The following is a 1,271-nucleotide window of genomic DNA, read 5'->3' on the forward strand; positions in this document are numbered from 1 at the left end:
AAGAGAGCAGGAGGGTTGCAGCTATTGACAAATGATGAGAAGACATTTGTAACCAGACCGATCTATAATGTGGAAATCACTCAAAGTTCCCCAAATGTATTTTCTAAAACAACAAAAGAGGTGAATTACGAATACTGGGATCGTGGCATTCAGATTGGTAAGATCTCTTCCGATGATATAAAAACACTGGGTGCCAAATCATCGAGTGCAGTTACAGTGAATTGTGGAGGCTGGGCCTGGACCTGGCTTAGGGCCTTCAGCCTTGTAAATTCTTCCTGTTCTTTGGAAATAGATCAGGATAAACTGATACAGTTGGTAAACCAGCCTGTAGTGGTAAAAATTACGATGAAAGATGCTACTTTGATGGACGTACGAGTTCCTGCAGTGGCGTCGAATGAAAACCTAATATCAATAATAAAGATAGAAAAACCTTATTACATTATCAAGAAGGTAAAAGTAGAAGTTCTGGAAGCTCCGGAAGACAATAATACGGCTCTTTATTACGAAGAGATGGTAAGAGAACAATTTAATTGGGCTAATAAAGTCTATAACGATAAAACAGCTAAGGTTTTACCGCCTGCAGCAGTGGCGGCGGGTGCCGAAATGGCCAATGCAAGAATCGTGTTCAAAGATATTGATATCAGCATTCGTAAGGCATCAAAGAAGGCTTATAACGCAGATAAGATACAGAAAGAAGGAAGAGATGGTGAAATTAGCGCGAAAGAGTTTAATAAACGGGAGGTATTCATCAAATATGTACCTAAAATAATCAATAATATAGATGATGATATGGCAGCATATACTATTAGATGGGAAGATGTAAAAAGTAACTTATTGGCATTTTCTCTCATGCTTTTGGACTATAATACCTCTGATGATCCTCCGCATATTCAAAGAAGAAGTGCGCCTGCCCACGAGTTGGGGCATTATTTTTCGCTGAAACATACTTTTGAGGGCGGTTGTACGAAAGTTAATGACAAGATTAGTGATACCCCTCCTGCTGAATTAATAACATACCCGCTGACCTTTAAAAATTGTATTGCTCCTGTTCAATGTGGTGGTAACAGAAGGTTAATTGAAAATATTATGGATTACGGTAACTGCCGGTTTATGTTCACTCCGGGTCAAGTTAGAGTAATGAGAGCTACAATTAGAAATGATTACCCTGATTTATATACCATTGAGAAATCAACAGATGCTGCTATCAATACAGATCTTAACATTACAGTGAAAGATTTAAGATCGGGTAAAACAGGCAGAAGCAAGAGAGA

General features: G+C 38.6%; 1 protein-coding gene. It reads left to right on the top strand.

The genetic code is table 11. The features are described from left to right. The coding region (locus JO950_RS21855) for a M43 family zinc metalloprotease (RefSeq protein WP_255567935.1) at positions 1-1,271 on the top strand (1,271 nt) is incomplete at both ends.

Source organism: Flavobacterium sp. UGB4466 (assembly GCF_903469665.1).
GTDB lineage: Bacteria > Bacteroidota > Bacteroidia > Flavobacteriales > Flavobacteriaceae > Flavobacterium > Flavobacterium lipolyticum.